The organism is Haemophilus seminalis (genome assembly GCF_006384255.1).
Lineage (GTDB): Bacteria > Pseudomonadota > Gammaproteobacteria > Enterobacterales > Pasteurellaceae > Haemophilus > Haemophilus seminalis.
This window is the reverse complement of the sequence record NZ_VCED01000009.1, coordinates 1-25,649: the sequence shown is the minus strand read 5'-3', so window position 1 is coordinate 25,649 and position 25,649 is coordinate 1. Positions and strand designations below refer to the sequence as shown.

Here is a 25,649-nt window from a genome sequence, read left to right as displayed (position 1 = left end):
AGATAACAAATGAATACACAATTTAAACTTATTGGATTTGATTTAGACGGAACCTTAGTAAATAGCCTGCCAGATTTAGCCTTATCAGTAAACTCTGCATTAACTGAATTTAGCTTACCTCAAGCATCTGAAGAATTAGTACTCACTTGGATTGGCAACGGTGCACCTGTCTTAATTGCCCGAGCATTAGATTGGGCTTATGCTCAAAGCGGTCGAAAATTGACAGCGTCTGAGATTGAAAAAGTAAAAGCGCGGTTTAATTTTTACTACGGTGAAAATTTATGCAATATCAGCCGTTTATATCCCAATGTGAAGGAAACTTTAGAAAATTTAAAAGAAAAAGGCTATACGCTTGCAGTCGTAACAAATAAGCCAACACGTCATGTTCAACCTGTATTGGCCGCATTTAGTATTGATCATTTATTTAGTGAAATGCTTGGTGGACAATCACTACCTGCGATCAAACCCCATCCAGGGCCACTTTATTATTTATGTGGGAAATTCGGTGTTGAACCACGCCAAATACTTTTTGTTGGTGATTCTAAAAATGATATTCTTGCTGCACACGCAGCAGGTTGCCCCGCTGTCGGATTAACCTATGGGTATAACTATAATATGCCTATTAGCGATTCCAACCCAGATTGGGTATTCGATGATTTTTCTCAGTTACTAACAATTTTGTAAGATATCTTTAAAATGGGGCGGCAGTTTTCCGCCCTAACTCAATCTAAAGGTTCAACATTCCTTCCAACGTTTCCTGCGCAATCATCCAATCTGCTTCCACTATTTCTAACGACTTTTTCACCGTCACTTGTTCATTCAAAAGTGCGGTTAATTTTTCTTTATTTTCTGCATTATAAAGCTCTGAATCCGACAGCTGATTTTCGATTTCTACAAGTTGTTGAGAGTACTTATCCATTTTGTCTTCCAACTGAACAATTTTTTTACGAAATGGCGCGGTTTGTTGACGTAATTCCGCCTCACGGCGTTTTTGTTCTTTACGATTTTGGTTAGAAGTAGCATTTTCTGTAGCTTCAATTTCATCATTAGATTTGGATATCAATTGACTATTTTGTTCAGTTAACCATTTCTGATAATCGTCTAAGTCCCCCTTAAATTCTTCCACTTGTTTATCATGTACTAAATAAAATTCTTCTACCGTATTACGTAGTAAATGACGATCGTGAGAGACAACAACTAGCGAACCTTCATAATCAACCAAGGCTTCTGTTAAAGCTTGGCGCATATCTAAATCCAAGTGGTTAGTTGGCTCATCCAATAACAGCAAATTTGGGCGTTGCCATACAATCAATGCTAAAACTAATCTCGCTTTTTCACCACCGGAAAAGGATTTCACCGCCTGATTTACTTTATCACCGTGAAAAGCAAAACTACCAAGATAATCACGTACCTGTTGTTCAGTTTGTTCTGGTGCGATTTTTTGCATATGCCAAAGCGCAGATTCTTCCACACGAAGCGTATCCAACTGATGTTGAGCAAAATAACCAAGCTGTACACCTTTAGCAAGTTGAACATTGCCTGAAAGTGCGGTTAGCTCTCCAGCTAAAAGTTTAATCAAAGTTGATTTACCTGCACCATTTTTCCCCAATAAACCAATGCGTGAACCTGGCACAAGATTAAGTTTAATTTTACTCAAAATTTCAACCGCACTTTCCCCTTCTCCATAACCCGCACTAACTTGTTCAATCATCACTAAAGGGCTTGGCAAAGTAGTAGGGGAACGAAATGCAAAGGTGAAGGGATTATCTGCATAAGCTGGTGCAATAAGTTCCATTCGTTCTAACGCTTTCACTCGACTTTGCGCCTGTTTTGCCTTAGTCGCTTTTGCCTTAAAGCGATCAATATAGCTTTGTAAATGAGCAATTTTTTGTTGTTGCTGTCGATACATCGCAGCCTGTTGTGCAAGTTTAGTCGCGCGCTGCACCTCAAAAGACGAATAATCACCGGTGTACTCATTCAGTTTTTGATGTTCAATATGCAAAATTTTATTCACGATCGGATCAAGAAAATCACGGTCGTGAGAAATCAGCACCAATGTACCTTGATAATTCACTAACCAACGTTCCAACCAAATCACCGCCTCCAAATCTAAGTGGTTCGTCGGCTCATCAAGTAACAATAAATCTGACGGGCAAAGCAACGCCTGTGCTAAATTCAATCTCATTCGCCAACCACCAGAGAAGGATTTCACTGCATGACTGGTTTCTGCCTGAGTAAAGCCCAAACCATGTAAAAGTGTTTCCGCACGAGAGCGAATTGTCCACGCATTAATAGCATCAAGTCTATCGTGAATGCGTGCAATCGCATTACCATCGTTTTGTTCATTCGCCCAAGCTAATTCTTGCTGTAAGCGGCAATATTCTCGATCACCTTGAATTACATAATCAATTGCAGAAACATCCAGTGCAGGCGTTTCTTGATTCACCCAAGATACCGCCCAATTTGATGGATAAGTCACATCTCCGCCTTCTGGCTGAAGTTCTTTTTTTAACAACGCCAAAAGAGAGGATTTACCACAACCATTTTTACCCACTAAACCAACTTTTTGTTTAGGGGTAATCGTAGCTACCGCATTGTCGAGTAATTCCGTTTGTCCACGCTTTAAGGAAATATTATTAAATACAATCATTTTTTCTAAAACACATCTTAATTTCTGCTTATTTTGCAACATTATGTTCAATATGCAAAACTTATTACAAAATCAATTTCAATCAATAAGAAATAATTACTTGCGGTAGGTTTATTTTGTTGTTACTAGGCAAATTAGGTAGAATAAGCCAAATTTTATACTGAGATTATGAATGAAAAAACAAGCAATTTTAGCCGCACTTTTAGGTACATTCTTACTAACAGGATGTGCAAATAAACCTGATGGAGAACGTAATGACTCCCTTGAAGGGTTCAATAGAACAATGTGGAAGTTTAACTATAATGTGATGGATCGTTATGTTCTTGAACCTGTAGCTAAGGGCTGGAATAATTACGTCCCTAAACGCGTTTCTTCAAGCCTTACAAGTATGGCGAACAATCTTGATGAGCCTGTAAGCTTTGTAAACCGATTAATTGAAGGTGAACCGAAAAAAGCCTTTGTACATTTTAACCGTTTTTGGATCAACACTATATTTGGTTTAGGTGGTTTTGTTGATTTTGCGAGTGCAAGTAAAGAATTACGTATTGATCACCAACGCGGATTTGGTGAAACACTTGGAAGCTATGGCGTTGATGCTGGCACATATATTGTTTTACCTATCTATAATGCCACTACACCGCGCCAATTAACTGGTGCCGTAGTAGATGCCGCTTATATGTATCCTTTCTGGGAATGGATAGGCGGGCCATGGTCCCTCGTTAAATATGGTGTTCAAGCTGTAGATACCCGTGCTAAAAATCTCGATAACACAGAGCTATTACGTCAAGCCCAAGATCCATACGTAACATTTCGCGAGGCTTATTACCAAAATCTTCAATTCAAAGTCAGTGATGGAAAATCTGAAGATCATCAAGAGACACTTCCTGATGATGTGCTAAAAGAAATTGATCAATAAACAAAAGTGCGGTAATTTTCTCCGCACTTTTATCAATCAAGGAGAAAACCATGACAACAATTATTCATACCGAGCATGCCCCTACAGCAATTGGCCCTTATGTTCAAGCCATTGATTTGGGCAATTTAGTACTTACATCGGGTCAAATTCCTGTCAATCCAACAACAGGGGATATACCAACAGATATCGTAGCACAAGCACGCCAATCCTTAGAAAATATAAAAGCAATCATTGAACAAGCAGGTTTAACTGTGGCAGATATTGTCAAAACAACAGTTTTTGTAAAAGATCTCAATGACTTCGCAGCAGTAAATGCTGAATATGAACGTTTTTTCAAAGAAAATCATCATCCTCACTTTCCCGCACGCTCTTGCGTAGAAGTAGCGCGATTACCAAAAGATGTAGGGTTAGAAATCGAAGCCATTGCAATACGAAAATAATAACTTCTGCAACCAATTATCAAAAATGCGGTCATAAACTTGCGTGTTTCTGACCGCATTTTTATATAAATTTTTCTATTCTACCTTGAATTTTAATAACCCTTCCCCACTAAAAGAGGAAGATTAATCCTAACTTAGAGAGAACATATTATGATGCGTATTCTTCTTTTCCTTGCTACCAATATGGCCGTTATGTTGGTGCTGGGAATTATTTTAAGTGTCACAGGCATAGCTAGAAACAGTACCAGTGGTGTTTTAATTATGGCCTTACTATTTGGTTTTGCCGGATCTTTAATTTCTTTATTTCTGTCAAAAACAATGGCATTGCGTTCAGTTGATGGAGAAGTTATTACTCAACCTCGTAACCAAACAGAACATTGGTTAATGAATACCGTTGCTCGACAAGCACAACTTGCGGAGATTCCAATGCCAGAAGTAGCAATTTACCATTCACCAGATGTCAATGCTTTTGCAACCGGTGCAACAAAAAGTAATTCATTAGTCGCAGTGAGTACTGGCTTATTGAATAACATGACAGAAGCAGAAGCGGAAGCCGTACTTGCTCATGAGATTTCTCACATAGCAAATGGTGATATGGTAACTATGGCTTTATTACAAGGTGTGTTAAATACTTTTGTAATTTTCTTATCACGTATTATTGCAACAGCAGTCGCAAGCTCACGTAATAATAACGGTGAGGAAACGCGTAGTTCTAGCTTATATTTTTTAGTGTCAATGGTGTTAGAGATGGTATTTGGCGTACTTGCTAGCATTATTGCAATGTGGTTCTCACGTTATCGTGAATTTCGAGCAGATGCGGGTTCTGCAAGCCTTGTCGGCAAAGAAAAAATGATTATGGCATTACAGCGTTTACAACAATTACATGAACCACAAAACCTTGAAGGTTCACTCAATGCTTTCATGATTAATGGCAAACGTAGTGAACTCTTTATGAGCCATCCACCGCTTGAAAAACGCATTGAAGCATTACGTAATCTTTAAAAAATAGATAAAAAATCGGTCACCCTTTCATGATGACCGATTTTTTATTTTCCTTTCTTCACCCAATATTTGAATGGCGGTGTTCCTACTTCACTTTGCAACAACGTATGATCCATAAATTGACAAAAACTAGGAATATCACGCGTTGTGGCTGGATCATCAGCAATAATAAGTAATACCTCTCCCTCATTTAAATGACGAATATTTTTACGTACAAGCATGACAGGTTCTGGGCAACGAAGCCCCATGGTATCAAGGGTTTGAGTAATAATAATTTCAGACATTTTCTTTTTTATCATTAAAAATGTGCGGTAAAAACCACAGTATTTTTACCGCACTCTATAACTTATCTTAACGTCTTGGTAAATAGCGAATAGGATCAACTGATTTACCTTTATAACGAATCTCAAAATGAAGCTTCACAGTATTTGTACCGGAGCTACCCATTTTTGCGATTTCTTGACCAGCTTTAACTTCTTGTTGATCGGTTACAAGAATTTTGTCGTTATGCGCATAAGCACTTAAGAAATCATCGTTATGTTTGATGATGATTAAATTACCGTAACCACGTAAAGCATTGCCAGCATACACGACGCGACCTGATGCAGCCGCTTTAACAGACTGTCCACGAGAACCACTAATATCAATTCCTTTATTTCCACCATCAGTATCTGAGAAACCTTGGATAATATTACCTGAAGTCGGCCATTGCCATGCAACATTTGATGCGATTGGCGCAACAACATTGGCATTAATCGATGTGCTATTGGTGTTATCTACTGGCGTAGTTGGTGCTGATGGTGTTGTCGCAGGGGCAACTGGTGTTGTCGCAACCGGTACCATTGCTGGTGCGCTATTCGCTACACCTGCACCAGATTTAATTGGGCCAATGATTGTGCCATCTGATCCTATTTGCGTACCGTTTGCGCCTGGCGTATAGGTGACTGCCGGTTCTGCAGGTGTTGTCGATACAGCCGCAGTAGTTGTTGTCGTTGCTGCCGCAGGTTGTTTTACAGGAACCGTTGTTGTCACGGTTTTTGTACCACAATTAGAGATTTTTAAAGTTTGTCCTAGACTCAAACTATAAGGCTCAGTCATGTTGTTCAATGCAGCTAATTCTTTTACATCAATCCCTGCCAGGTAGGCTATTAAGAACATGGTATCGCCTTTGTTCACTTTATAGGTATTGCCTTTGTAAGAGCCTTTTTCAATTTGGCTATAATCTGGTGCATTGGTATTTGGATTGCGTGGAACATTAATATGTTGTGAACCTACGCAATCAGAAACTGTTTTAGTGATAGTTTTTGTTTGCACAGCTGGCGCAGGAGCTGGTGTTGGCGCTACTGGTTTTTGAGCTGGCTGAAATGCTGGCTGTGCAGGTTTGAATGCCGGTTGAGTAGGCGCTGCTGGCATAGCAGGCTGTTGATAGGTTGGTTGGAAATTTGGCTGTGGAGTTTGCACGCTTGTTGGTACACCGCCCATCGCTGGTACCGTGTTTTTTTGAATTTCTGGTTGCCAAGAACCGCCCGCACTTTCGCCATTGACTGGTTGCATGATGCCAGGGGAAAGATTGCCATCAGCATTGCTGATTGGAGCGGGAGAATTAGAGGTACAAGCCGATAATACAACAAGACTCAAAGGGAGTAAGAGAAATGATTTTTTCATAACAATTCCTTATTATTCCTTTATTATTTCGTTTGCGCTGGCATTGTATTTTTTTGAATTTCTGGCATAAAGCTACCGCCAGCAACAGCGCCTGTGCCTTCTACTGGTTGCATGATGCCGTTTGGCAACGCATCTGGATCTTTAACTGGTTCTGATGCACATCCAACTAATACGAATCCAGCCATTAAAATAAGACCTAATTTATTCATTTTTCTATCCTAGTTTTTCAATATAAAGTAAGCAATGACAGCCAGCACAACGACTGACCAACCTATAATTTCAATAGATTTTCGCAATTTTGCTGCGAATTTTTCACCGCCCCAAGCGGCTAATTTTGCCACCAGCAAGAAACGCGCTAAACGTGAAACAAATGCGGTAATGGCAAAAGGGAAAAATGCCATTTGCATTACCCCAGAGCAGAGAGTAAATACCTTGTAAGGAATTGGGCTAAAACCCGCTACAAACACAACTAATACGCCCCATTGCTCAAACCAATTTATGGCTTTTGCCCAATGCGCACCATATCCCCATTGTTGTACAATGTTTTCTACCCAATCCGTTGCATAATAACCAATTGCATAACCAATAACCCCACCAATGACAGAAGCAATTGCCGTATAAAATGCAAATTTCACCGCACTTTTTGGCTTTGACATAGACATTGGGATCAACATCACATCAGGCGGAATAGGAAAAAATATCGCCTCGATAAAACTAACAAAAGATAGCCAAAAAGTCGCAAAGCGATGCGTTGACCATTGCATGGTTTTATCGTACATCGTACCGAAAATTTTCATATTTCTTCTCTATTTGGTAAAACGCGCCATTATTCCTGCTCTAACCAATCTTGTAAAGCCGAAAGTGAATGATGCGCAGTAAGATCTGCTTGAATTGGCGTGATAGACACATAACCATTTTTCACCGCATGGAAATCCGTTCCCTCGCTTTCATCCTCAGGTAATGCTGAAGGGCCAATCCAATAAATCGTTTCATCACGAGGATCCCTTTGTTTAATGACTTCTGCAGACGAAGCACGGTAACCCAAACGACACACCTTGTAACCCTTTAATTCTTCAAAAGGTAAATCTGGCACATTGATATTAATAATTTCACGAGGATTTAATAATTGATGATGTAATTTTGGAATGAGATCACACACCACTCGTGCTGCAGTTTCATAATGTTGACGACCATCTAATGAAACCGCAATAGCAGGCAAGCCTAAATGACGCCCTTCAAGAGCTGCGGCTAATGTGCCAGAATAAATCGTATCATCGCCCATATTGCAACCTGCATTAATGCCCGATACCACTAAATCCACTTGGCCAGATAAAAATCCGTTTAACGCTAAATGTACACAATCTGCTGGCGTACCATTCACACAATAATCGCCATTGTCTAAATGGCGTGGGCGAAGTGGCTCCACTAATGTAAGCGAGCTTGATGCTGCACTTCGATTACGATCAGGTGCAACAACAATGACTTCTGCAATTTTTCTTAATTCTGTTGCTAAAACTTGAATGCCTTCCGCGTGAAAACCGTCATCATTACTGACTAAAATTCGCATTGTACTTCCTTATGCTTCTGTGTAATTTACTAACTCACGAACTAATGCCGTGGCATAACTGCCCGATGGCAAATAAAATTTCAAACGCAAGCCTTCTGGCTCGAATGCCCAAGAAAACGCTTTTGCTTTCATTAATAATGGACGACGCGCTGCCTTCATTCTCTCTTGTTTCATTAAAGGATCGAAAACTGAATGTTTACTTACAATTTCATTTTCAATATCGCTTGCGGCCAACACATCTTCGCCAATTAAAGGGGCGGTGAGTAAAATATCTTGATTTTCTAACCGCACTTGCAAGGCATTTAAGTCTTCTTTTTCGTCCGCTTTGAACCAACTGTGCGAACCGGCTAATTGTACAATATCGTTTGGCAAAACTTCATTTGTTGCGCCCTTTGCAATACGTTCCGCCACAACTAAATTAAAAATTTCACTGCGCGCGGCGGAAAGATAAAAACTGCGTTTTTTGCGATCTTTTACCTTAATTTCTCCTTGCGCCCAACGCAATGCTTGCGTGAGGTTATGACCATCTCGACCAAAACGTTGTTCCGTAAAATAATTGGGGAAACCAAAATTTGCCACAAAATCTAACCGCACTTTAAGCTCATCAGATTCTTCTGCGCCACGCAATAAAATATCGAAATAATTTCCCTCAAGGCTACCCGTTCGAATTTTTCGGTTATGTCGAGTAACCGTTAAAATCTCTACACCATCTAATTCAAATTGACTGAAATCGGGCGTTTCCATTCCAGGCATTTGTAAACAAAACCATTGTTCTGTTACTGCTAGACGATCTTTCAACCCCGCATATCCCATATTGCGTTCAGAAACACCGGCAAATTTAGCTAATTTTTCACCAACAAATAATGTGTTGCAATCTGTTTTGCGTACATACAACGCAACAAACTCACCTTCGCCTGACATTTCATAGCCTAAATGCTCTTTTACAATAAAATCCGCGCATTCAGCCTTTAAAAGTGCGGTGGTTTTTGGCGGTGTTTTTAATGCCAAATAAGGGAGTTGTTCGAGCATAGTTAAGGGTTCTTTTTTATAGAAAATAATTGCTCGAAATTTTATGCGACTTTTGGTGATTTATCCACTAAAATAACCGCACTTTTGTTCTTGTTGAAGGATTTTATTATGTCAAAATTGGCTGGCTTACAAGCAGAAACCCGTGAAATTATCACTAATTTACTTAACGATGGTAGTGACCCGGACGCGCTTTACATTATTGAGCATCACATTGCTCATCACGATTTTGATTTGTTAGAAAAAATCGCGGTAGATGCGTTTAAAGCCGGTTATGAAGTTTCCGAAGCAGAAGAATTTGAAGATGATGATGGTAAACCAATTTTCTGTTTTGACATTATCAGTGAAGTAGAATTAAAAGCGGAAATTATTGATGCTCAACAAAAAGAAATCCTTCCGTTATTAGAAAAACATAAAGGCATTTATGATGGTTGGGGCACCTATTTTGAAGATCCGAATGCCGATGACGATGAGTACGGTGATGATGGGGAATTTTTTGATGACGAGGATGTCGAAGAGCCTCGTGTACATTAATCATTCTTTTTAACCGCACTTGATAAGTGCGGTTATTTTTTTAGGAGTTTCAATATGAAATTAAAATCGCTTTCTTTAACATTATTGGCGCTACCTTTTGCTGTACCTGCATTGGCGGATAATCCGCAAAGTGCGGTGCAAAATAATATTGTTTCTTTTAATGCTGAAGTTGAAAAAGAAGTTTCACGAGATTTGTTACAAGTTACGCTTTTTTATCAGGCAGAAGGCACCTCACTTTCAACCTTAAATAAAACGATCAATGAGAAATTAAGCAACGCGCTTTCTATCGCGAAAAACGAAAGTGCGGTAGAAATTAAAGATCATTTTCGTCATACCAGTGTGCGTTATAACAATCAAGGCAAGCAATCTGGCTGGATTGATCGTGTAGAACTTGTATTAGAAAGCAAAGATTTCCAAGCCATCTCTAAAGTGATTAGCGAGCTTGATGGCGTTATGGCGGTGGAAAGTACGAATGCACTTATTTCATCAGAAAAATTAATGAGTTTAGAAAATGAATTAACTCAAGCTGCGTTGGATAAATTTAAAAACAAAGCCACATTAATTCAAAATTCATTGAATATGAAAGGCTATCAAATTTTAGATTTAGATGTCTCTTCCGTGAATGAACAAACCATGAGCCCACGACCTTATATGATGGCGATGGCAAAATCTGCCGATATGAGTGCGGTGGATTCTTCTGGTGATGGTTATCTGGAAAATGGTAAAGAGAAAATAAAAGCACGCATTAGTGCGCGAATTGCATTGCGCGCGGAATAATTTTCGCTACAATGGTACGACTTTTTTTAACCGATTTTTTATAAGGAAAACATAATGAAAGTAGCAAAAAATGTAGTGGTGAGCATTGCTTACCAAGTTCGCACACAAGATGGCGTATTAGTAGATGAAGCGCCAGCGAATCAACCACTAGAATATTTACAAGGCCACAATAATTTAGTGATCGGTCTTGAAAAAGCGCTTGAAGGCAAAGAAGTTGGCGACAAATTTGAAGTACGTGTACAACCTGAAGAAGGTTACGGTGCATACAGCGAAAATATGGTTCAACGTGTACCAAAAGATGTATTTCAAGGTGTTGATGAACTTGAAGTTGGCATGCGTTTCTTAGCGGATACTGACATTGGTCCAGTTCCAGTGGTGATTACTGAAATTGATGGCGATGAAGTTGTGGTTGATGGAAATCACATGTTAGCGGGTCAAGAATTACACTTCACCGTTGAAGTTGTCGCAACCCGTGAAGCAACGTTAGAAGAAATCGCACACGGCCACGTTCACGGTGCGCATAGCCACCACCACGATGATGACGAAGATGGTCACGGTTGTGGCTGTGGCGGTCATCACCACCATCACGACCATGATCACGAACACAGCGGATGCTGCGGCGGTGGTCACGGGCACGGACACGAACACGGACACGGACATGGTCACGGCAGCTGTGGCTGCGGCGGTCATTAATTAAAAACAGCCGAAAACATTACCGCACTTTAGCAATGAAGTCTGCTATTGCTTTCTGAAATAAAAAACACGATGAGAAATCATCGTGTTTTTTGTATCTTTGGATTAATACCTATCTTATAAAATATGGGTAAACTCTTCTAACATTTCTTTTGGCCATACGCTTGATTGCACTTCACCAATATGTTTTTTACGAAGTAAAAGCATCGCTAAGCGAGATTGACCGATACCACCGCCGATAGTTAATGGTAATTTTCCGTTTAATAAATCTTGGTGCCAATCCATTTTTAAACGGTCTTCATCACCCGTTAGGCCAACTTGTAAGCGTAATGCACTTTCATCTACGCGAATACCCATTGAGGAAAGTTCAAAGGCTTTACCTAATTGGTCGTTCCATACCAAAATGTCACCGTTTAAGCCTTTATAGCCGTTTTCAGATTCAGTTGTCCAGTCATCATAGTCTGGTGCACGGCCATCATGAGGTTTGCCATCTGAAAGTTTGCCGCCAATCCCGATTAAGAATACTGCGCCGTATTCTTTACAAATTGCGTTTTCACGTTCTTTACTACTTAAATCAGGATAGCGTTTTACTAAATCTTCGCTATGCACAAAGGTAATGTGTTTTGGCAAAATTGAAGGGATATCAAAACGTGCTTCTACGGCTAATTCCGTTAAGCGAATAGCACGATAAATAGAATTTACCGTTTCTTTTAAGTATTCAAAATTACGACGACCTTCAGGAATCACTTTTTCCCAGTCCCATTGATCCACATAAACAGAGTGAGTTGGGTCAAGAGAGTCTTCATCTGGACGTAATGCTTTCATATGAACAAACAAGCCTTCGCCTTCTTTAAAATTGAAGCGAGCAAGGGTATGGCGTTTCCATTTTGCTAGGGAATGCACCACTTCAAATACTGCATTTGGAATACATTTCACGTTAACCTGAACGGCTTTTTCAATACCAGATAAGTTATCTTGCATTCCGTTACCCACTTGGCTCAAGATCGGACCTTGTACTTCAATAATACCAAGTTGTTCAATAAGGTTTTGGGTGAAGGTATTCTTCACAAAGCTGATTTCTTGTTGTTGTAAAATAAATGTCTTTTTCATTTTTATAACCTTTTTAATCTGTTGTTTTATTTGTTAAGTATTATTTAATAAAATCGAGCATTATTTCAAGTATTTCATTTACTTTCTTTTATAAGTTAAATATTATCTAATCTAAGGTATAAAATTTAAATAAAATCTAAAGGAGATGATTTTATGCACAACATTGATAATTTAGATCAGCAAATCTTACGTGTACTAACCAAAGATGCGAGAACTCCCTATGCCGAAATGGCTAAAAACTTTGGTGTAAGCCCAGGAACAATCCATGTACGTGTAGAAAAAATGCGCCAATCCGGCATTATTGAAGGAACAAAAGTCATTATTGATGAACAAAAATTAGGTTATGACGTTTGCTGCTTTATAGGTATTATTTTGAAAAGTGCAAAAGACTACGAAAAAGTTATTAAAAAGTTAGAAAGTTTTGATGAAGTTGTTGAAGCCTATTACACAACTGGCAATTATTCAATTTTTCTGAAAGTAATGACACATACTATTGCGGAATTACATTCCGTTCTGGCAACTAAAATTCAGCTAATTGATGAGATTCAATCTACAGAAACACTGATTTCAATGCAAAATCCAATTTTAAGAGATATTAAGCCATAAAATAAAAGTGCGGTGAACGTTCACCACACTTTTGCTTGATAAGAAAATTATGCCTTCACATTCTCTTCCAAAAATGCCAATAGCTCATCTTTAGCAATCATTTTCTTTTCACCGGTACGACGGTTCTTATACTCAATTTCACTGTTCTCTAGGTTTTTCTCACCGATAACCACCATATGAGGTACACCAATGAGTTCCATGTCTGCAAACATCACACCTGGACGTTCTTTACGATCATCAAAAATCACATCTACACCTTGTGATTGTAAAGTGCGGTAAAGTTCTTCAGCGTATTTTTGCACGGTTTCAGATTTGTGCATGTTCATTGGCACAATCGCCACAGTGAATGGTGCAATTTCATCTGAGGGCCAAATAATACCGCGTTCGTCGTGGTGTTGCTCAATGGCTGATGCCACCACGCGAGTTACGCCGATACCGTAGCAACCCATTGTCATCACAAGAGGTTTACCATCTTCACCTTGAACGGTCGCTTTCATTGCTTCAGAGTATTTTTTACCAAGTTGGAAAATATGTCCCACTTCAATACCACGTTTGATTTGAAGCGTGCCTTTACCATCTGGACTTGGATCACCTTCCACTACATTACGTAAATCAAATACTTCAGGCATTGCTACATCGCGTTCCCAGTTGACATTGAAATAATGTTTTCCATCGATATTCGCGCCACAACTAAAATCAGACATTAACGCTACAGTGCGGTCAATAATTGCAGGAATATTTAAATTCACAGGACCTAATGAACCAACACCCGAACCAATTTTCGCTTTAATGTCTGCTTCATCTGCAAACTCAAGAGGATCTGCCACTAATGGGTGTTTTTGTGCTTTGATTTCATTTAATTCATGGTCACCACGAATAATCAACGCAACAAGTGGTTGATTTTCATCAGCACCTTTTACAATCAACGTTTTCACAGTTTTAGTGACTGGTTGATTAAATTGTTCTACAAGTTCATTAATAGTTTTCGCATTTGGCGTATCCATCAAGGTTATTTCCTCCGTTGGCGCTTGACGCTCACCGATAGCTACCGCTTCAGCAAGCTCAATATTCGCTGCAAAATCTGATTCTGTTGAAAATACAACATCATCTTCACCGCTTGAAGCTAACACTTGGAACTCATGAGAAGCAGAACCACCAATAGATCCCGTATCCGCTTGCACTGCACGGAAATCTAAGCCTAAACGGTTAAAAATGTTACTATACACTTGGTACATCACATCATAGGTTTCTTGCAAACTTTCTTGTGTAGTGTGAAATGAGTACGCATCTTTCATAATAAATTCACGCGAGCGCATTACACCAAAACGAGGACGTACTTCATCACGGAATTTAGTTTGAATTTGATATAAGTTCAGTGGAAGTTGTTTATATGAAGAAACTTCTCGGCGCACTAAATCAGTAATCACTTCTTCGTGAGTTGGCCCAAGTACAAAGTTACGGTTTCCGCGGTCTTCAAAACGAAGGAGCTCAGGGCCATATTGCTCCCAACGACCAGACTCTTCCCATAATTCCGCAGGTTGCACAACAGGCATTAATACCTCAATTGCACCACCTTTGTTCATCTCTTCGCGAATAATCTTTTCTACTTTTTTCAATACGCGAATACCAGTCGGCAACCAGTTATATAAACCTGATGCCATTGGGCGAATCATACCTGCACGCAACATTAATTGGTGGCTCACTACCTGAGCATCATTTGGCGTTTCTTTAAGGGTGGAGAATAAATATTGACTTGTACGCATTGTTTAACCTTAGATTCTAAGAACTGAAAAAATTGGCGCAAGTATAACAAAAAGTGCGGTGATTTTTAACCGCACTTTCGATACTTACTCATTATTTTGCGCTTTCGCCAAAATTGCTTTATGTTCCTGAATCAATGCCATAAAAGGCTGGCCAAACCGTTCTAATTTGATAGAGCCCACGCCATTAATTTGCAACATTTCAATATTGCTTGTTGGCATATATTGTGCCATTTCTTGCAAAGTCGCATCATTAAAGACAATGTACGGCGGAATATTTTCTTTATCGGCAATTTGTTTGCGTAAGAAACGCAAGCGTGCAAATAAATCCTTATCGTAATTTGCAACACTTTGGCGTTGTGGATTATGGACAATTTTACTGATTGAAGAAATACGAGGCATTGCCAGTTCTAATGGTTGTTCACCTTTCAGAATCGCTTTCGCACTTTCAGTAAGTTGCAACGTTGGATTTAATTCACTAATGACTTGTTGCATAAAACCCAAATGAATAAGCTGACGAATAACAGACTGCCAATGTTCTTTACTTTTATCTTTTCCGATACCATACACCGAAAGTTTATCATGTTGGCGTTCAATAATTTTCTGATTATGCATTCCACGCAATACCGCAATCACATAATGTGCACCGAAACATTGCCCCACTCGATAAATAGTAGACATTACTTTTTGCGCATCGACTAAACCATCATATTTTTTAGGAGGATCGAGGCAAATATCACAGTTATTGCATGGTGTTTGTCGATGCTCACCAAAATAATTGAGAAGAACTAAACGGCGACAAGTCTGGCTTTCCGCAAATTCACCTATAGCTTCTAATTTATGCTGCTCAATCTGACGCTGTGGCGTTTCTGGTTTTTCTAAAAGAATTTTTTGTAACCAAGCATAATCCGCCGGCTCATAAAACAAAACGGCCTCTGCAGGTAAATCATCACGTCCTGCTCGCCCTGTTTCCTGATAGTAAGATTCAATGCTGCGAGGTAAATCAAAATGGGCAACAAACCGCACATTGGATTTATTAATCCCCATTCCAAAAGCAATGGTTGCGACTACCACTTGAACATTATCACGCTGAAAATCCTGTTGCACGCGCTCACGAAGTGCCGTTTCCATTCCAGCGTGGTAAGCAGCAGCAGAGACGCCTTTATTGCGTAAACTTTCCGCAATTCTCTCAACCTTATTTCTGCTGTTGCAATAAATAATCCCACTCTTGCCCTTTTGAGCTAACACAAAACGCGTCAGTTGCTCCATTGGTTTATATTTTTCTTCCAAGGTATAACGAATGTTTGGTCGATCAAAACTACCAATATATTTATGCGGATTTTCCAGATTAAGGTGAGTCAAAATATCTTGGCGAGTAGCATAATCGGCTGTCGCGGTGAGTGCCATAATCGGCGCATGAGGGAAACTAGCTTTTAAACCGCCAAGCTGGGTATATTCAGGGCGAAAATCATGCCCCCATTGAGAAATACAATGCGCTTCATCAATCGCAATAAAGCTAACTTTACTATAAGAAATAAGTTGAAAGAAACTGTTCGCCATCACTTTTTCTGGCGACACATAAAGCAGTTTAAGTTGCCCAGAAATAAGCTTATTTTGTACTTGTTTCTGCTGTTCTAAAGTCTGACTAGAATTAAGAAAATCCGCCTCAATTCCATTAGCTTGAAGCTGATCTACTTGATCTTTCATCAAGGAAATCAGCGGAGAAATCACTAAAGTTAAACCCTCAAAACAAAGTGCGGGAATTTGGTAACAAAGTGATTTTCCATTACCCGTTGCCATTACCACCAAAGCATCTTGTCCGTTTAACACGGCATTGATGACTTCTTCCTGTCCTTTACGAAAAGATTGATAACCAAAAACCGATTTCAAAACAGAAAGTGCGGTCGGTTTTTCTATTATTTTTGGTGATAAAGGAGAATCAGGCATCTTAGAACTGCACGTTCTCGCCATGTGCAGCACAAGCTTCGACTAAACAATCCCAAAAACGTTTTCCGTCATTAGAAACCCAGTCGCCATTTTTAAAAGCAAAATGAAAGCCACCTAATTTACTCGCAATCCAAAGCTCAAGTAATGGTTCTTGCTTGTTAATCACTATTTGTGTGCGATTATCAAAGGTGATTGTAAATACTGAACCTTGCGTTTCACAATCTACATCCGCACCTTGCTCTTCCAATTCTTCTTCAATTTTTTGCCAAACTTGTTCAATATTTTGGTGAAATTCTGCAATATTCATAAAATGTTCCTGTTTAAATCTGATAGAATGCGGCAAATTATAAAGCCTTTCTTAAGCTTGTGAAAGGCGGATTTACCGATAAGTAAGAGAGAGAAAAATGAAAAAACTACTATCAATTTTAGTGCTTAGTGCAATTTGCATTGTGGCAACAGGATGCGGCGTAAAAGGTCCTTTATATTTCCCAGAAAAAGAACAAGCACAACAAACCAAATAAGCAATTACAATCGCAAAATCAAAAACAGGAACACAACATGAATTTCTTCCAATATAAAAATAATAAGCTTTATGCTGAAGATATTCCGGTTCAACAACTTGCTGAACAATTCGGTACACCTCTTTATGTATATTCTCGAGCGACACTTGAACGCCATTGGCATACTTTTGACTCAGCCTTCGGTAAGCGTCCTCACTTAATTTGCTTTGCCGTAAAATCTTGCTCGAATATCGGCGTATTAAACATCATGGCAAAACTAGGTTCAGGTTTCGATATTGTCTCGCAAGGCGAACTTGAGCGTGTACTTGCAGCGGGTGGCGATGCATCAAAAGTAGTTTTTTCGGGCGTTGCTAAATCCCGAGAAGAAATTATTCGTGCACTAGAAGTTGGAATTCGTTGCTTTAATGTGGAATCAGTTTCTGAACTCAAATACATTAACCAGATTGCAGGCGAGATGGGGAAAATAGCGCCAATATCTTTACGAGTGAATCCAGATGTTGATGCGCATACACACCCTTATATCTCAACAGGATTAAAAGAAAATAAATTTGGTGTAAGCGTAAATGAAGCTCGAGAAGTATATAAATTAGCCTCAACGCTGCCAAACATAAAAATAACAGGGATGGATTGCCACATAGGCTCACAGCTCACTGAATTGCAACCATTTTTAGATGCAACAGATCGCTTAATTATCCTAATAGAACAATTAAAAGAGGATGGAATTACATTAAAACATCTCGATCTTGGCGGTGGTTTAGGCGTGACTTATACGGATGAAACACCACCTCACCCAAGCGATTACGCAAATGCATTGTTAGAAAAACTAAAAAATTATCCTGAACTTGAAATTATTCTTGAACCAGGCAGAGCAATTTCTGCAAACGCGGGAATTTTAGTAGCCAAAGTGCAATACCTAAAAAATAATGAAAGTCGTAATTTCGCGATTACCGACACAGGAATGAACGATATGATCCGTCCTGCATTGTATGAGGCTTATATGAACATCGTAGAAATTGACCGCACTTTAGCAAGAGAAAAAGCCATTTATGATGTTGTAGGGCCTGTTTGTGAAACCTCTGATTTCTTGGGCAAACAACGGGAACTTTCTATTGCTGAAGGTGATTATATTGCTCAATGCTCAGCTGGCGCCTATGGAGCAAGCATGTCATCAAACTATAACTCAAGACCCCGTACTGCAGAAGTTTTAGTAGATGGAGATAAATCCTATTTAATCCGTCGTCGAGAAACCTTACAGGAACTTTGGGCATTAGAGTCGACCATTCAATCGCCATCTGATTAAATTTTAATCTAACCATATAATTTATTCACTTATGATATACCTAAAAAACAGTAACTTTATGCGTAAAATCAAATTTCTATCGGTTCGTCATTGGAACTAATAGAAATTATTTATAAAATGGCACGTTTATCGTCACTAAGGGGGAATTTATGCAAGAAAAACTAAGCGTTTTATTAATTGACGATCATCCATTAATGCGTCGTGGCATTAAACAACTTATAGAATTAGACGATAACTTTGAAGTTGTGGCTGACGTAGGCAGCGGTACAGAAGGGATTTCTGTGGCATTACAAACATCACCTGATGTGATCATTTTAGATCTCAACATGAAAGGACTTTCAGGGTTAGATACGCTCAAAGGATTACGAGCAGAAGGCGTTGATGCGCGAATCTTAATTTTAACTGTCTCTGATGCTAAAAATGATATTTATACGTTAATTGACGCCGGTGCTGATGGCTATCTGTTAAAGGATACAGAACCCGAAACCTTACTAGAACAAATTAAGAAAATAGCGCAAGGTGAAGTGATCTTAAGTGATTCTATTAAAGATTTATTACTTGAACGAAGACATGAGCAAAATCCATTAGATAGCTTAACAGATCGTGAAATGGATGTACTTCGTCAAATTGCCACAGGATTATCAAACAAACAAATTGCAGCTCAACTGTTTATTTCAGAAGAAACCGTGAAAGTACATATTCGTAATTTATTACGTAAACTCAATGTGCACTCTCGTGTAGCCGCAACTGTACTCTTTTTTGAACAAAATAATAAATAGTTTACAAAAATGCGCAAGGTTAAAAAACCAAGCGCACTTTTCTACTGAGCATTTTCTACTTGGATAAAGAATCCTTTATCATTCAAAATAACACTGTAATCTGTTTGATAACTTTTTCCATCAGTCACCACTAAAGCATGGCAACTTCTAATACCTTTTTGTGGGTAAAATTGAGTTTCTCTTGCTTGAAGAATTTGTTTCACCATCATACTGGTTTTAGTTGAATCGCCTTGCTGCTTAAATGCATCAGATAGCACTTTTGACACAGAAAAATCATTACATTGTGGCACGATCACTGGCTTATAAACTGATTTGTCCTTTGCTGTTTTTTCATGTTTTGTTGAAACAACTGTTGTCGTTTTTTTCTCAATAGATGTCTTAGGTTTCGAGCTAATTTCCTTTACCAAAGCTTTAGGCTTTTTGTCTGTCAATTTCACAGCTGTTTTTTTATTTTTACTACTAATTTTCTTGGTTAGAACTAATTTAGTTTCTTTCGTTTTTTTAGTTTGTTGTTTTTTATCTAAAGATTTGGTTACTACAATTTTTTTATTTATTTGATTTTTATGTACTGGTGCAGCCGTAACTGATGTTGTAAAAAATGGCAACAACACCAAAATGAACGTTATCAATTTTCTCATTCATGTCTCCTTAAACATAAAGTGCGGTTAAAATTAACCGCACTTTGAATATTAAATAAAAAAATAAAGCGATAAATTAAAGGTAGTAGTGTTCTACGTAATTTAATTTATCATCTAGTTTTAATACTAAAGGTTGGCCAGTTGGAATTTCAAAATCCATAATTTCAGCATCAGAAATACCGATAATATGTTTTGCCAACGCACGGAGTGAATTACCGTGAGCAACAACTAAAACACGTTTACCAGAAAGCATTGCTGGTGCAATTTGATCTTCCCAGAATGGAAGTGCGCGCTCTAAAGTAATTTTTAAGTTTTCTGCATTCGGCACTACATCAGATGGAATATTTGCGTAACGACGGTCATTGTGTGCAGAATTTGGATCTTGTGGATCTAAATCTGGTGGAGAAATGTCATAAGAACGACGCCAAATATGAACTTGTTCGTCACCGTATTGTTCCGCAGTAGCTTTTTTATCTAAACCTTGTAAAGCACCATAATGACGTTCATTTAAGCGCCAGTTTTTCACTTGAGGAATCCATAATTGATGGGATTCTTCTAACACGATGTTACAAGTTTTGATTGCACGAGTTAGCACAGATGTAAATGCGATATCAAACTCATAGCCAGCATCTAATAATTTTTTGCCCGCTGCTTTTGCTTCTTCAACGCCGCGTTCTGTTAAATTTACATCGCGCCAGCCAGTGAACAAGTTTTTTGCATTCCATTCACTAAAACCGTGACGGATAAATACTAACTCCATAAGAATCTCCTAAAATTTAAGTAAAAGATAACTCGCACTTTATAGCAAAAATTGAGTATGTTTAAAAGCAAAAAGGCGAGTTTTCCTGATCTTTAGCAAAAAATAGAGGCTAAACTTTTTCGCCTTTTAACAAATATGATAAGATTTGTGCGATTTTAAGAATTTAGGAAAAATTATGCTGTCTTCGGGATTAAACAAAAAAATATCGCCATTTTTCACCGCACTTTTTAGTAGCGGTTTGTTGATTTTTTCCCCAATAAGCCATGCTTCCGATCTTAACCTGATTCAAAAGCAAATTAAGCAACAAGAATCTAAAATTGCTGAACAAAAACGCGAGCAAGCTAAGTTACAAGCTAATTTGAAAAACCATGAAAGTAAAATTAATGCTGTCGTGGGTGAGTTACATGAAACAGAAATGAGCTTGAAAGAAATTCGTAAGCAAATTTCTGACTCAGATAAACAACTCAAACAATTGGAAAAACAAGAATCTGAACAAAAATCACGATTAGCGAAACAAATGGATATGATTTATCGCTCAGGTTTAAATCCTTCCGTTATTGAAAGAATGTTTTCTAAAAATGCGGAAAAAGCAGAACGCATGAAAGTGTACTATCAACATTTAAACCAAGTTCGAATAGAAATAATTGATAGTTTAAAAGCAACACAAGCTCAAATTGTATCCCAAAAAGAATCCATTTTAGGTCAGCAAAAAAATCATCGAGATCAACTTTTAACGCAAAAAAAACAGCAACAAGAATTACAAAAATCACAACAAGAACGTCAATCTACGCTAAATGAACTTAATAAGAATTTGGCGAGAGATCAAAATAAATTGGATAGCCTAAAGGCTAATGAACAAGCGCTCCGTCAAGAAATTCAACGTGCAGAAAAAGCGGCTTTAGAACAAGAAAAAAGAGAGCGAGAAGCGCTTTCACAGCGACAAAAAGCTGAAGAAAAACGGACTTCAAAACCTTATCAACCGACAGCACAAGAACGTCAATTGCTTAACAGTACAAGTGGTTTAGGGATTGCAAAAAAACAATATTCAGCACCAGTTTCAGGCCCAACTTTACATAATTTTGGAACGATTCAGGCCGGTGAAGTTCGTTGGAAAGGTATGGTTATTGGTGCCTCAGCTGGAACTGCAGTCAAAGCGATTGCAGCTGGACGTGTCATTTTAGCTGGGTATTTGAATGGCTACGGTTATATGGTCATCGTCAAACATGGAGAAACCGACTTAAGTTTGTATGGTTTCAATCAAGCCGTATTGGTAAAAGTTGGTCAACTAGTTTCTGCTGGACAAATTATTGCTCAAGTGGGTAATACTGGTGAAATCTCTCGTTCCGCACTCTATTTTGGAATTAGCCGAAAAGGCACACCAGTAAATCCAACTGGATGGATTCGTTAATGAAACTTCTCATAAAAAGTGCGGTGAAAATTTTCATCATTTTTTCTACCGCACTTTATACTTCCATCTCTCTTGCACAAAATAAACTTGCAATTGTTATTGATGATGTCGGCTATCATCTCAAAGAAGATGCAGCTATTTTGGCAATGCCGCGTGAAATTTCCGTCGCAATTATTCCTGCTGCACCTCATGCTCGAGCACGTAATCAAGAAGCAAAATCTCAAGGCCGAGACATTTTAATTCATATGCCGATGCAACCGGTGAGTGCGGTGAAAATAGAAGATGGAGGACTACATTTAGGAATGTCTTCAGCGCAGGTTAATGATCGGGTAAATACAGCCAAAAATATCGTGAATTATGCCATTGGCATGAATAATCACATGGGCAGTGCGGCTACGGCCGATCCCCAATTAATGACTTATTTAATGACCGCACTTCAAGAAAAACATTTGTTCTTTTTAGATAGTCGAACAATAGGAAAATCTGTAGCAGGGAAAATAGCAAAAGAACAAGGTGTTCGTTCCTTAGATCGCCATATATTTTTAGATGACAGTAACGAACTAGCTGACGTTCAACATCAGTTTCAAGCTGCAATTCAATATGCAAGGAAACATGGTACCGCGATTGCGATAGGACATCCTCGTCCAAATACCATTGCGGTGTTACAAGCAGGAATTAACAATTTACCTGAAGATATCCAACTGGTAGGAATGGGCAACTTATGGCGTAATGAAAAAGTAATTCCACCTAAACCATTTATTCTATTATTTACAGAAATGCCTGCGCCAACCTCAATGGAACCTTTTGAACCCGTAGGATTACTACGTGGAATTCCAAAATAAAAACCTGATTTTACAATCAGGTTTTTGTCTTATTTAGAAAGTGCATTTCTTAATTTACCTTGATATCTTTCTAATAATGCCTTCGCCTCTAATTTTGATAAATTACTCAAAATCATCATAATTGCAAGCTTGGCATTTTGATCTGCTTCAATTAATGTCTGCTCAGCGAGCACTTTATCACAATCCGTTGCCTGCATTACGATACGCACGGCGCGTGCTTTAAGCTTTTCATTACTGGCTTGTACATCGACCATCAAATTTTCGTAACATTTACCCAGTAAAATCATACTTGCCGTAGTCAGCATATTCAAAACCATTTTTTGTGCGGTACCAGATTTTAAGCGGCTAGAACCCGTCAATATTTCAGGTCCAACAATAGTCTCAATCGCAATATCGGCTATCTCAGCCATCGCAGATTTTGGATTACTCGCAATAGAAATTGTCAAAGCACCGAGAGATTTAGCGTATTGAAAACCTGCAATAACATAGGGTGTGCGGCCACTTGCAGCAATTCCGACTAATACATCATTTTTTGAGAGATTTATACTTTGCAGATCCTCAAGTACAGCTTTCGTATTGTCTTCTGCCCCTTCTACGGGATGACGAATAGCACGCTCGCCACCTGCAATTATTCCTTTGACCATTTCCGAAGATACACCAAATGTAGGAGGACATTCTGACGCATCCAATACGCCAAGACGACCACTCGTCCCAGCCCCAATATACACTAGACGTCCGCCCTGTTGAAAAGCATGAACGATTTTATCTACAGCTAACGAAATCTCAGGCAAACATGCTTCAATAGCTAAAGGAACTTGTTTATCTTCCTTATTCATTAGTCGAACAATATCTAAAGCACTTTGACGATCAATATCAACTGAATTAGAATTTCTCTGTTCCGTAATTAACGTGGATAAACTTTTTAGTATAATGTCATTCATATTTTGACCTTAGTTTTTAGGAAAAATAGCCCCCAAACTAACCGCACTTTTTGCGCCAGTTACGCTAGGCAGGTTTGCTGGTAAATTGTTCATTCGACAATAAGCTAACCAAGCAAAAGCAGCGGCTTCTACATAATCAATATCAAAACCTTGCTCTGTCGTTGTACCAACCTGCCAATCGAGTAAATTATCATGCAATCCACGCATAATTAAGCTATTCTTTGCGCCGCCGCCACATACTAATAAACGTTTTGGTAAATCTGTTTGGAGTTGATTTAGTGCATTGACAATGCTTGTTACCGTCAATTCAACAAGCGTCGCTTGTACATCTTCTGGGGATAATGTGATTTTGGAGCAAAGTGCGGTAAGTTTTTCAGATGTTTTTTCTACTTTGCCAATTAACCAATCAAGATTAAATAATTCTCTCCCTGTACTTTTTGGAGCAGGTAAAGAGAAAAAAGGTTCATTTAATAATTCATCAAGCAGAACTTGATTCATGTTGCCTTTTGAAGCCCACTCACCATTTTTGTCATAGCGAAGGCCTTGGTGTTTTTCTATCCATTGATCTAATAATGTATTACCTGGCCCCGTATCAAACCCAATTACAAGTTGATTAGGAAACAATATAGAAACATTACTAATCCCACCAATATTTAAAACAACTGTAGCAAAATTAGCATTTGAGAATACAGCTTTATGGAAAGCGGGTACAAGAGGAGCCCCCTGTCCGCCTAATGCCATATCTTTACGACGAAAATCACCAATAACCGATATTCCTGTTTTAGCTGCCAATAAATTCATATCGCCTAGTTGCATTGTGAAAGGAAATGCAGAAGCAGGAGAATGCCATACTGTCTGTCCATGACAACCAATAGCTTCAATTTGACTTGGAATAAGATTATATTTTTGTAGAAAGCTATGTACACAATCACAATACAGTAAAGCAAGCTCATGATCGAGCTCGCCTAAATTTTGTAGAGTTGTTTCACCAGCTTGAATGAGTTTGGTTAATTTCTGACGTAAATTTTCTGGCATAAGAAAAAAATCAGATAAGATAAGTCGAGGCTCCAGAGAAAAATCAACAAGAGTAACATCCACTCCATCTAGACTAGTTCCAGACATCATGCCAAGATAATATTGAGGTTTCATACTAATTATTTTTATATTTTGAATATAATAATTATATATCTAATTCAAAAAGAAAAATAAAAAGAATTATTAAATAATATAAAAAGGGGTATGAGTATAAAGATATTTTATGATCAATTGAAAAGAATATTTTAATGGCAGGGGCGGAGAGGCTCGAACTCCCAACACCCGGTTTTGGAGACCGGTGCTCTACCAATTGAACTACGCCCCTATTGGTATGAATAAATTGGCGGAATGGACGGGACTCGAACCCGCGACCCCCTGCGTGACAGGCAGGTATTCTAACCAGCTGAACTACCACTCCGCTAAATTTGGTAATTGGCAGTGCCTTACTCTCACATGGGGATACCCCACACTACCATCAGCGTTACAACATTTCACTTCTGAGTTCGGTATGGTATCAGGTGGATCTATTGCACTATCTCTGCCAAAAATTTTTTATTTTTTTAATTTACTCAATGAATAAACTAAAAAAATAAACCTGGCGGTGTCCTACTCTCACATGGGGATGCCCCACACTACCATCGGCATTACAGCGTTTCACTTCTGAGTTCGGTATGGTGTCAGGTGGTTCCACCGCACTATCGCCGCCAGGATAATTCTTTGATAACTTGTCTT

The 25,649-nt window shown here is 38.7% G+C and carries 28 protein-coding genes, 2 tRNA genes and 2 rRNA genes; 13 read left to right on the top strand and 19 right to left on the bottom strand.

Annotation, left to right across the window (positions count from 1 at the left end):
* Positions 1–9: 9 nt before the first annotated feature.
* The gene (locus tag FE813_RS09925) at positions 10–684 is read left to right on the top strand and encodes a phosphoglycolate phosphatase (protein ID WP_139990387.1); all 675 of its coding nucleotides are present in this window, start codon (positions 10–12) and stop codon (positions 682–684) included.
* A gap of 43 nt (positions 685–727) precedes the next feature.
* Here FE813_RS09925 and FE813_RS09920 read toward each other — a convergent pair whose 3' ends face one another.
* Positions 728–2,650, bottom strand: coding sequence for an ABC transporter ATP-binding protein (locus tag FE813_RS09920; protein WP_139990386.1), 1,923 nt, complete (start codon positions 2,648–2,650; stop codon positions 728–730).
* Between the two features lie 172 nt (positions 2,651–2,822).
* On the opposite strand from FE813_RS09920, the gene FE813_RS09915 reads away from it, so the two are divergent.
* From FE813_RS09915 to htpX, 3 genes are all read left to right on the top strand, one after another.
* Entirely contained in the window at positions 2,823–3,566 is a 744-nt protein-coding gene (locus tag FE813_RS09915; protein ID WP_139990385.1) for an MlaA family lipoprotein, read from the top strand.
* Between the two features lie 50 nt (positions 3,567–3,616).
* Complete coding sequence (locus tag FE813_RS09910) at positions 3,617–4,006, top strand: RidA family protein (protein ID WP_139990384.1); 390 nt, start codon at positions 3,617–3,619, stop codon at positions 4,004–4,006.
* 147 nt (positions 4,007–4,153) lie between these two features.
* Entirely contained in the window at positions 4,154–5,008 is an 855-nt protein-coding gene (htpX, locus tag FE813_RS09905) for a protease HtpX (protein WP_180978729.1), read from the top strand.
* A 44-nt stretch (positions 5,009–5,052) separates the two neighbouring features.
* Here the strand turns inward: htpX and tusA are convergent, their stop codons facing one another.
* From tusA to truD, 6 genes are all read right to left on the bottom strand, one after another.
* A complete protein-coding gene (tusA, locus tag FE813_RS09900; protein WP_106013821.1) occupies positions 5,053–5,292 on the bottom strand; it encodes a sulfurtransferase TusA in 240 nt (79 codons plus the stop codon).
* 67 nt (positions 5,293–5,359) lie between these two features.
* A complete protein-coding gene (nlpD, locus tag FE813_RS09895; RefSeq protein WP_139990382.1) occupies positions 5,360–6,673 on the bottom strand; it encodes a murein hydrolase activator NlpD in 1,314 nt (437 codons plus the stop codon).
* A 23-nt stretch (positions 6,674–6,696) separates the two neighbouring features.
* Positions 6,697–6,882: a hypothetical protein gene (locus FE813_RS09890; RefSeq protein ID WP_005638432.1), complete on the bottom strand. Its 186-nt coding sequence runs from the start codon at positions 6,880–6,882 to the stop codon at positions 6,697–6,699.
* A gap of 9 nt (positions 6,883–6,891) precedes the next feature.
* Positions 6,892–7,470 carry a YqaA family protein gene (locus FE813_RS09885; RefSeq protein ID WP_009500691.1) on the bottom strand — a complete coding sequence of 193 codons (579 nt, stop codon included), beginning with the start codon at positions 7,468–7,470 and terminating at the stop codon, positions 6,892–6,894.
* Between the two features lie 29 nt (positions 7,471–7,499).
* Complete coding sequence (surE, locus tag FE813_RS09880; protein ID WP_005644202.1) at positions 7,500–8,240, bottom strand: 5'/3'-nucleotidase SurE; 741 nt, start codon at positions 8,238–8,240, stop codon at positions 7,500–7,502.
* A gap of 9 nt (positions 8,241–8,249) precedes the next feature.
* On the bottom strand, positions 8,250–9,269 hold the full coding sequence (gene truD, locus FE813_RS09875) for a tRNA pseudouridine(13) synthase TruD (protein WP_139990381.1): 1,020 nt from the start codon (positions 9,267–9,269) through the stop codon (positions 8,250–8,252).
* Between the two features lie 108 nt (positions 9,270–9,377).
* On the opposite strand from truD, the gene rraB reads away from it, so the two are divergent.
* The 3 genes from rraB to slyD are packed head-to-tail and all read left to right on the top strand — an operon-like array spanning position 9,378 to position 11,270.
* On the top strand, positions 9,378–9,800 hold the full coding sequence (rraB, locus tag FE813_RS09870; protein WP_139990380.1) for a ribonuclease E inhibitor RraB: 423 nt from the start codon (positions 9,378–9,380) through the stop codon (positions 9,798–9,800).
* A gap of 54 nt (positions 9,801–9,854) precedes the next feature.
* On the top strand, positions 9,855–10,577 hold the full coding sequence (locus FE813_RS09865; RefSeq protein ID WP_139990379.1) for an SIMPL domain-containing protein: 723 nt from the start codon (positions 9,855–9,857) through the stop codon (positions 10,575–10,577).
* Positions 10,578–10,631: 54 nt separating this feature from the next.
* The gene (slyD, locus tag FE813_RS09860) at positions 10,632–11,270 is read left to right on the top strand and encodes a peptidylprolyl isomerase (RefSeq protein WP_139990378.1); all 639 of its coding nucleotides are present in this window, start codon (positions 10,632–10,634) and stop codon (positions 11,268–11,270) included.
* Between the two features lie 117 nt (positions 11,271–11,387).
* Here the strand turns inward: slyD and asnA are convergent, their stop codons facing one another.
* Positions 11,388–12,380 (bottom strand): aspartate--ammonia ligase, encoded by a 993-nt coding sequence (gene asnA / locus FE813_RS09855; protein WP_139990377.1) that lies wholly within the window; start codon positions 12,378–12,380, stop codon positions 11,388–11,390.
* Positions 12,381–12,533: 153 nt separating this feature from the next.
* Here asnA and asnC point away from each other — a divergent pair, with 153 nt between their 5' ends.
* Positions 12,534–12,986: a transcriptional regulator AsnC gene (gene asnC / locus FE813_RS09850; protein ID WP_048953112.1), complete on the top strand. Its 453-nt coding sequence runs from the start codon at positions 12,534–12,536 to the stop codon at positions 12,984–12,986.
* Positions 12,987–13,033: 47 nt separating this feature from the next.
* Here the strand turns inward: asnC and proS are convergent, their stop codons facing one another.
* The 3 genes from proS to cyaY all read right to left on the bottom strand — a co-directional run bounded on the left by proS (position 13,034) and on the right by cyaY (position 17,000).
* Positions 13,034–14,749: a proline--tRNA ligase gene (gene proS / locus FE813_RS09845; RefSeq protein ID WP_139990376.1), complete on the bottom strand. Its 1,716-nt coding sequence runs from the start codon at positions 14,747–14,749 to the stop codon at positions 13,034–13,036.
* An 84-nt stretch (positions 14,750–14,833) separates the two neighbouring features.
* Entirely contained in the window at positions 14,834–16,693 is a 1,860-nt protein-coding gene (gene recQ / locus FE813_RS09840; RefSeq protein ID WP_139990375.1) for a DNA helicase RecQ, read from the bottom strand.
* Between the two features lies 1 nt (position 16,694).
* Positions 16,695–17,000, bottom strand: a complete 306-nt coding sequence (cyaY, locus tag FE813_RS09835; RefSeq protein WP_005643206.1) for an iron donor protein CyaY — start codon at positions 16,998–17,000, stop codon at positions 16,695–16,697.
* Positions 17,001–17,097: 97 nt separating this feature from the next.
* On the opposite strand from cyaY, the gene lptM reads away from it, so the two are divergent.
* From lptM to FE813_RS09820, 3 genes are all read left to right on the top strand, one after another.
* The gene (gene lptM / locus FE813_RS10580; RefSeq protein ID WP_005639040.1) at positions 17,098–17,214 is read left to right on the top strand and encodes an LPS translocon maturation chaperone LptM; all 117 of its coding nucleotides are present in this window, start codon (positions 17,098–17,100) and stop codon (positions 17,212–17,214) included.
* 37 nt (positions 17,215–17,251) lie between these two features.
* Positions 17,252–18,514 (top strand): diaminopimelate decarboxylase, encoded by a 1,263-nt coding sequence (gene lysA, locus FE813_RS09825; protein WP_139990374.1) that lies wholly within the window; start codon positions 17,252–17,254, stop codon positions 18,512–18,514.
* Between the two features lie 149 nt (positions 18,515–18,663).
* On the top strand, positions 18,664–19,293 hold the full coding sequence (locus FE813_RS09820; protein ID WP_139990373.1) for a response regulator: 630 nt from the start codon (positions 18,664–18,666) through the stop codon (positions 19,291–19,293).
* A gap of 41 nt (positions 19,294–19,334) precedes the next feature.
* On the opposite strand, the gene FE813_RS09815 is transcribed toward FE813_RS09820, so the two are convergent.
* Both FE813_RS09815 and FE813_RS09810 read right to left on the bottom strand, forming a co-directional pair.
* Complete coding sequence (locus tag FE813_RS09815; protein WP_139990372.1) at positions 19,335–19,931, bottom strand: hypothetical protein; 597 nt, start codon at positions 19,929–19,931, stop codon at positions 19,335–19,337.
* 76 nt (positions 19,932–20,007) lie between these two features.
* On the bottom strand, positions 20,008–20,691 hold the full coding sequence (locus FE813_RS09810; RefSeq protein ID WP_005625827.1) for a 2,3-diphosphoglycerate-dependent phosphoglycerate mutase: 684 nt from the start codon (positions 20,689–20,691) through the stop codon (positions 20,008–20,010).
* A 175-nt stretch (positions 20,692–20,866) separates the two neighbouring features.
* On the opposite strand from FE813_RS09810, the gene envC reads away from it, so the two are divergent.
* The gene (gene envC, locus FE813_RS09805) at positions 20,867–22,099 is read left to right on the top strand and encodes a murein hydrolase activator EnvC (protein WP_139990371.1); all 1,233 of its coding nucleotides are present in this window, start codon (positions 20,867–20,869) and stop codon (positions 22,097–22,099) included.
* Positions 22,099–22,941, top strand: coding sequence for a divergent polysaccharide deacetylase family protein (locus FE813_RS09800; protein WP_139990370.1), 843 nt, complete (start codon positions 22,099–22,101; stop codon positions 22,939–22,941). The genes envC and FE813_RS09800 overlap by 1 nt, the downstream gene beginning before the upstream one ends.
* A 29-nt stretch (positions 22,942–22,970) precedes the next feature.
* Here FE813_RS09800 and murQ read toward each other — a convergent pair whose 3' ends face one another.
* From murQ to rrf (FE813_RS09770), 6 genes are all read right to left on the bottom strand, one after another.
* Positions 22,971–23,882 (bottom strand): N-acetylmuramic acid 6-phosphate etherase, encoded by a 912-nt coding sequence (gene murQ / locus FE813_RS09795; RefSeq protein WP_139990369.1) that lies wholly within the window; start codon positions 23,880–23,882, stop codon positions 22,971–22,973.
* 9 nt (positions 23,883–23,891) lie between these two features.
* Positions 23,892–25,031 (bottom strand): anhydro-N-acetylmuramic acid kinase, encoded by a 1,140-nt coding sequence (locus FE813_RS09790; protein ID WP_180978728.1) that lies wholly within the window; start codon positions 25,029–25,031, stop codon positions 23,892–23,894.
* A 135-nt stretch (positions 25,032–25,166) separates the two neighbouring features.
* A tRNA-Trp gene (locus FE813_RS09785) sits at positions 25,167–25,242 on the bottom strand.
* A 16-nt stretch (positions 25,243–25,258) separates the two neighbouring features.
* Positions 25,259–25,335 (bottom strand) — tRNA-Asp (locus FE813_RS09780).
* 12 nt (positions 25,336–25,347) lie between these two features.
* A 5S ribosomal RNA gene (gene rrf, locus FE813_RS09775) occupies positions 25,348–25,463 on the bottom strand.
* Between the two features lie 47 nt (positions 25,464–25,510).
* A 5S ribosomal RNA gene (gene rrf / locus FE813_RS09770) occupies positions 25,511–25,626 on the bottom strand.
* Between the last annotated feature and the right edge of the window lie 23 nt (positions 25,627–25,649).

What these genes read in the sequence shown, in the direction of transcription:
- FE813_RS09915 (WP_139990385.1), top strand. Translation starts at nt 2,823, where the DNA reads ATGAAAAAACAAGCAATTTTAGCCGCACTTTTAGGTACATTCTTACTA.
- asnA (WP_139990377.1), bottom strand. Translation starts at nt 12,380, where the DNA reads ATGAAAAAGACATTTATTTTACAACAACAAGAAATCAGCTTTGTGAAG.
- lptM (WP_005639040.1), top strand. Translation starts at nt 17,098, where the DNA reads ATGAAAAAACTACTATCAATTTTAGTGCTTAGTGCAATTTGCATTGTG.
- FE813_RS09820 (WP_139990373.1), top strand. Translation starts at nt 18,664, where the DNA reads ATGCAAGAAAAACTAAGCGTTTTATTAATTGACGATCATCCATTAATG.
- envC (WP_139990371.1), top strand. Translation starts at nt 20,867, where the DNA reads ATGCTGTCTTCGGGATTAAACAAAAAAATATCGCCATTTTTCACCGCA.
- FE813_RS09800 (WP_139990370.1), top strand. Translation starts at nt 22,099, where the DNA reads ATGAAACTTCTCATAAAAAGTGCGGTGAAAATTTTCATCATTTTTTCT.
- nlpD (WP_139990382.1), bottom strand. Translation starts at nt 6,673, where the DNA reads ATGAAAAAATCATTTCTCTTACTCCCTTTGAGTCTTGTTGTATTATCG.
- lysA (WP_139990374.1), top strand. Translation starts at nt 17,252, where the DNA reads ATGAATTTCTTCCAATATAAAAATAATAAGCTTTATGCTGAAGATATT.
- FE813_RS09920 (WP_139990386.1), bottom strand. Translation starts at nt 2,650, where the DNA reads ATGATTGTATTTAATAATATTTCCTTAAAGCGTGGACAAACGGAATTA.
- murQ (WP_139990369.1), bottom strand. Translation starts at nt 23,882, where the DNA reads ATGAATGACATTATACTAAAAAGTTTATCCACGTTAATTACGGAACAG.
- FE813_RS09890 (WP_005638432.1), bottom strand. Translation starts at nt 6,882, where the DNA reads ATGAATAAATTAGGTCTTATTTTAATGGCTGGATTCGTATTAGTTGGA.
- FE813_RS09925 (WP_139990387.1), top strand. Translation starts at nt 10, where the DNA reads ATGAATACACAATTTAAACTTATTGGATTTGATTTAGACGGAACCTTA.
- truD (WP_139990381.1), bottom strand. Translation starts at nt 9,269, where the DNA reads ATGCTCGAACAACTCCCTTATTTGGCATTAAAAACACCGCCAAAAACC.
- FE813_RS09810 (WP_005625827.1), bottom strand. Translation starts at nt 20,691, where the DNA reads ATGGAGTTAGTATTTATCCGTCACGGTTTTAGTGAATGGAATGCAAAA.
- rraB (WP_139990380.1), top strand. Translation starts at nt 9,378, where the DNA reads ATGTCAAAATTGGCTGGCTTACAAGCAGAAACCCGTGAAATTATCACT.
- proS (WP_139990376.1), bottom strand. Translation starts at nt 14,749, where the DNA reads ATGCGTACAAGTCAATATTTATTCTCCACCCTTAAAGAAACGCCAAAT.
- surE (WP_005644202.1), bottom strand. Translation starts at nt 8,240, where the DNA reads ATGCGAATTTTAGTCAGTAATGATGACGGTTTTCACGCGGAAGGCATT.
- FE813_RS09910 (WP_139990384.1), top strand. Translation starts at nt 3,617, where the DNA reads ATGACAACAATTATTCATACCGAGCATGCCCCTACAGCAATTGGCCCT.
- FE813_RS09885 (WP_009500691.1), bottom strand. Translation starts at nt 7,470, where the DNA reads ATGAAAATTTTCGGTACGATGTACGATAAAACCATGCAATGGTCAACG.
- FE813_RS09815 (WP_139990372.1), bottom strand. Translation starts at nt 19,931, where the DNA reads ATGAGAAAATTGATAACGTTCATTTTGGTGTTGTTGCCATTTTTTACA.
- FE813_RS09865 (WP_139990379.1), top strand. Translation starts at nt 9,855, where the DNA reads ATGAAATTAAAATCGCTTTCTTTAACATTATTGGCGCTACCTTTTGCT.
- FE813_RS09790 (WP_180978728.1), bottom strand. Translation starts at nt 25,031, where the DNA reads ATGAAACCTCAATATTATCTTGGCATGATGTCTGGAACTAGTCTAGAT.
- slyD (WP_139990378.1), top strand. Translation starts at nt 10,632, where the DNA reads ATGAAAGTAGCAAAAAATGTAGTGGTGAGCATTGCTTACCAAGTTCGC.
- cyaY (WP_005643206.1), bottom strand. Translation starts at nt 17,000, where the DNA reads ATGAATATTGCAGAATTTCACCAAAATATTGAACAAGTTTGGCAAAAA.
- recQ (WP_139990375.1), bottom strand. Translation starts at nt 16,693, where the DNA reads ATGCCTGATTCTCCTTTATCACCAAAAATAATAGAAAAACCGACCGCA.
- asnC (WP_048953112.1), top strand. Translation starts at nt 12,534, where the DNA reads ATGCACAACATTGATAATTTAGATCAGCAAATCTTACGTGTACTAACC.
- tusA (WP_106013821.1), bottom strand. Translation starts at nt 5,292, where the DNA reads ATGTCTGAAATTATTATTACTCAAACCCTTGATACCATGGGGCTTCGT.